This window comes from Streptomyces chattanoogensis, from assembly GCF_001294335.1.
Taxonomy (GTDB): Bacteria; Actinomycetota; Actinomycetes; order Streptomycetales; family Streptomycetaceae; genus Streptomyces; species Streptomyces chattanoogensis.
This window is the reverse complement of record NZ_LGKG01000211.1, coordinates 1-4,228: the sequence shown is the minus strand read 5'-3', so window position 1 is coordinate 4,228 and position 4,228 is coordinate 1. Positions and strand designations below refer to the sequence as shown.

At 70.7% G+C, this 4,228-nt stretch carries 5 protein-coding genes; 2 read left to right on the top strand and 3 right to left on the bottom strand.

Going from position 1 to position 4,228, the window contains the following annotated elements; genetic code table 11:
• The 3 genes from ADL29_RS40090 to ADL29_RS40080 all read right to left on the bottom strand — a co-directional run.
• Positions 1-611 (bottom strand): transposase family protein (locus ADL29_RS40090; protein ID WP_053928409.1); only part of this gene is annotated, 611 nt, incomplete at its 3' end.
• Positions 612-665: 54 nt separating this feature from the next.
• Positions 666-1,118 (bottom strand): hypothetical protein, encoded by a 453-nt coding sequence (locus tag ADL29_RS40085; RefSeq protein ID WP_053928408.1) that lies wholly within the window; start codon positions 1,116-1,118, stop codon positions 666-668.
• A 184-nt stretch (positions 1,119-1,302) separates the two neighbouring features.
• The gene (locus ADL29_RS40080) at positions 1,303-1,938 is read right to left on the bottom strand and encodes a TetR/AcrR family transcriptional regulator (protein ID WP_245689842.1); all 636 of its coding nucleotides are present in this window, start codon (positions 1,936-1,938) and stop codon (positions 1,303-1,305) included.
• A gap of 163 nt (positions 1,939-2,101) precedes the next feature.
• Between ADL29_RS40080 and ADL29_RS40075 the strand changes: the two genes are divergently transcribed.
• Together ADL29_RS40075 and ADL29_RS40070 are read left to right on the top strand one after the other, a co-directional pair.
• A complete protein-coding gene (locus ADL29_RS40075) occupies positions 2,102-3,064 on the top strand; it encodes an alpha/beta hydrolase (protein WP_053928406.1) in 963 nt (320 codons plus the stop codon).
• Between the two features lie 13 nt (positions 3,065-3,077).
• Positions 3,078-4,058, top strand: a complete 981-nt coding sequence (locus tag ADL29_RS40070) for an aldo/keto reductase (protein WP_053928410.1) — start codon at positions 3,078-3,080, stop codon at positions 4,056-4,058.
• The last annotated feature ends 170 nt before the right edge of the window (positions 4,059-4,228 follow it).

The window sequence follows — 4,228 nt, the reverse complement described above, 5'->3', positions numbered from 1 at the left end:
GCGCCGGCCTCGTCGTCCAGGCCGACGAAGCCGAGGTCGGCGATCGCGGCCAGGCCGGCTTCGCGTAGCCGGTCGACCAGGTCGTCGTGGCGGCAGGCGGTGATCTCCGAGCCGCGCGCCGGCCGGGCGGTGGAGGTCCACAACAGCCTCCCATGCACGTCGGTCAGGGCGATGACCAGCAGACCGTGCCGCTTGTGTTTCGCGGACCAGCGGCGCCGCATGGGCAGGCCGGTCTGGCGCTGGGTGGGTATCAGCGACCCGTCGAGCAGCACGACGCTGCCACCCTCCCGGGCGATCTTCGCCAGCACCCGCTCAAGCCGCGGCGCCCTGGCGGCCAGCAGCTCGATCATCTCCTTCAGCCACCGGCCCACCGTGGTGCGTGAGACGCTGTTGCCGCCGGCGAGGTCGGCCAGGCGCTGGTCATGCCGCAACGCGGCGAGGACGATCACCGTGATGCGGCCGGTCGCGAGCTTGCGCCACCGGGAACGGATCTTCTTCAGGTGGGCGCTCAGCAGCCCGGTCAGGAAGGTGAGAGTCTGCGTGGACAGCGGCAGCCGGCACTGATACACAAGCTCGGTGAGGTCCCCGGCCGGGGTCTTGGTTGTAGGCATACCTCCTCAACCCGGGTCGGGGACCTCCTGGTTACGGGTCCGCAAGCAGGATAATCACGCCCGAGCCGTAAAGGTGCCGTTCGGCAGCTTGTGCAGCCAGCCCCGCACGGCCAGCTTCGACAGCTTCCCGCGCAACGGCTCGAGCCGGCCGGGCACCGAGACGTCGATCCCCAGCTCGGCGCCCACGTCCTTGACCATGACCGGCCCGCCCGCGGCGCTGACGATCTGCAGCATCCGCCGGTAGTCGCCGGGCAGCGCGGACGCATCTGGCACCTCACTGCGATGCGGCACTTTCAGCACCGACCTGCCCGCGACTTGCACCGGCTGCGGTGTCACGGCATTCTCCCGGGCGGTCTCGGCCTCCTGCTCGTACAGCCGCCGCAGCACCCGCTCCGCGACCGCCAGCTCCTCACGCTCAGCGTCCACCTCGGTCAGCTGCTTGGCCAACGCCTCGGCGAGCCCATCCAACTCCGCCCGACGAGCCTCGATCTTCTCCAGCGACGACACGATTCCCCTCCCGAACGGCGCGACACCGTTCTCGCCCGGGATCGTAGAAACCCCGCTACCCGCGAACCGGCCAAAGCGGGAAACACCCATCCGCACCGTGTCGGATGATCTACGCTCCAGCCTCCCGCCCCCGACCGGGGCGAGTACACCATCGGTCTCCCACGCACCGCTGACCAGCAGAGATTCAGGGTGTGCAGGTCTCGGGGAGCTCGGCCTCGATGCGGTCGAGGTGGGCGGTGAGGATCTCCTCGAACGCGGCGTGACGGTCTGCTCCCAGTGGAGGGATGTCACGGGCGAAGTAGGACAGGGCGGGGAAGCGCTCGGGGTCGGCGCCGAGCACCGCGACACGGAACTGCTCCATGCCCTGTTCGTACTCCTTGGGGGTCAGGGTCCCGATCCCAGCCTCGGAGGTGATCAGCGCGGCGATGAGGATCACGATGCGGTGGTAGCGCGCCGGAACCTCCTCATCGGGCAGGCCGGACGCGCGCAGAGCCTGCAGCAACTCCTCCATCACCAAACGAGAACCGCCACCGCCGGACCCGTAGCGCCCCCACGCCGCGGCGAGTTGGAGCTGCTCGCCGAACGCCTCACGCAGGCGCAGGGCCAGGGCGGTGACGCGCTGCTTCCAGTCGCCCTCGGGGCGGTAGTCATTCATCGCGGCCAGCAGGATCCGGTCGGCCACCGCACGCATCAGTTCGGTCTTGTTGCGGAAGTGCCGGTAGAGGCTGGAGGAGTCGGTCCCGAGCGCGGCGCCGAGCTTGCGCACGCTGAACGACTCGGCGTCGGTCGTACGCAGCAGCTCCGCCGCCGTATCCAGGATCTCCTCGGTCGACTATCTCCGTCGGCCAGCCATCTCGCCCCTCTCGTCAAGTCTGAGTCTAACCTATGCACTTGCTGATGCACGCAGTGCGTGCATAATGAGGGCAACGAACCTCAACCACGAGGCCACACCCGGCACTTGGCCGGGAAGGGAGCGGGACACCATGAGCGAGACCCCGAGCGCCACGCGGCCGCCGGAGCCGGACTTCGACGCGATAACGACCGAGGAACTGCTCGCCTACCGCGACGCGGAGAACAGCTTCCGCGCCTCCAGCGCGGCGCAGGCCATCCTCGGCGAGTCGCACCCCGGCGCCGCAATCGACTGGCAGGAGATCGCGCTGCCCGGCCGCAACCTGCCGGTCCGGGTGTACCGGCCGGCCGCGCCGGGAGACGGCGAAGCCGCAGCCCCAGCTGACCTGCCGCTCGTGGTCCATGTCCATGGAAGCGGCTTCGTGGGCACGGCGACGCAGTGCGACTGGACCAACAGCCATATTGCCGCCCGGCTCCCCGCGCTCGTCGTCTCCGTAGAGCACCGGCTCCTCGCCCCCGGCGTCCCGCTCGCCGATGCCGCGGACGACGGCTGGGAGGCCCTCGACCACGTGCTGCGGCACGCCCCGCAGTGGGGCATCGACCCGTCGCGCACGGCCGTCTTCGGCGAGAGCTGCGGCGCACTGATCACCGCCCTGACCGCGATCCGGGCCCGGGCCGCCGGCCTGGAGCTCAAGGGGCAGGTGCTGGTCAACCCCGTGGCCGACGTGACGGAGACGATGTTCGACCACGCCTCGATGGACGAGTACGCCTACCGCCCGAGCCGCGCCAAGCCGCTACTGCGATTCTTCCAGCGCCTCGCCGTCCCGCCAGGGCATGACGCCGCTGCGGTCTCACCGCTGTACGCGGACGCCCTCAGCGGGCTCGCCCCCGCGCTGGTAGTGGTGCCCACCCAGGACGCGGTCGCGGACCACGGCCGCTGCTACGCCCAGCGGCTGCGCGCAGCCGGGACACCCACCCGGCTCTCCGAATACCCGGGCGCCAAGCACGCGTTCCTCACCCTGCCCGGCACAGAACCCCAGGCCACGGCCGCCCAGACAGAGATCCTCGAGTTCCTCCGCACGGCGCTGGCGAAGTGACGGAGGGACGATGATGCACCCCACCACCCTTGGAACCGGCGGCCCAGCGGTCTCCCGGCTTGGCCTCGGCTGCATGAGCATGACCGGCAGCTACGGCACCGCCGACCCACGCGAGGCCGCGGCCACCCTGCTGGACGCCCTCGACTCCGGTGTCACGATGTTCGACACTGGCGACTTCTACGGCGACGGAGCGAACGAGGAACTCCTCGGCCAGACCCTCGCGCCGCACCGTGACCGGGTCGTGCTGGCCACCAAGACCGGCGTCCGCCGCACCGCGGAGGGCCTGGTCGCCTCCGGCACCCCCGCCGATCTACGGCGGGCCTGCGAAGCCTCGTTGCGCCGACTGCGCACCGATTACATCGACCTGTACTACCTCGCCCGCATCGACCCCGCCGTCGCCGTCGAGGAGTCCGTCGGCACCCTGGCGGACCTGGTCGCGCAGGGCAAGGTGGGCCGCCTCGGACTGTCCGAAGTATCGGCCACGACCCTCCGCCGCGCCCACGCCATCCATCCGATCAGCGCCGTCCAGACCGAGTACTCGCTGTGGGAACGCCACGTCGAACACGACATCCTGCCGACGCTCCGCAGCCTCGGCGCCACCTTGGTCGCTTACAGCCCGCTCGGCCGCGGCCTGCTCACCGGCGCCGTCGCCACCACCACGCGCTACGAACCCGGCGACTTCCGCGCCACCGCCCCGCGTTACAACGGCGACGACCTCCAAGCCAACCTGGCCATCGTCGACGCCATCACCCACCTCGCCACCACCAAGGGCGTCACCCCCGCCCAGATCGCGCTCGCCTGGCTCCTCGCCCGCGGCGGCGACGTCATTCCCATCCCCGGCAGCTCCCGCCGCCCGCACCTGCGCGACAACCTGGCCGCCCTCGACCTGCACCTGACGCCCGCCGACCTGATCGCGATCGACGCCGCCGTGCCCGACACCGGAGCCCAGGGGGCCCGATACAGCGACCACGGCATCGACCTGATCGACCAATGAAGAGAGAAGCACCCTGATGACCAACCCACCCCGTACACGAAGGGCACTCGCGGCGATGTACGCGGGCCTTACGCCTGCCGCCACGACGACCTGGTCGACCGGCTACGCGAAGCCGGCCTGGCCGCGATCGCCGACCTCGGCTTCGTCGGCCTGGACGACGAGGCCGGCGC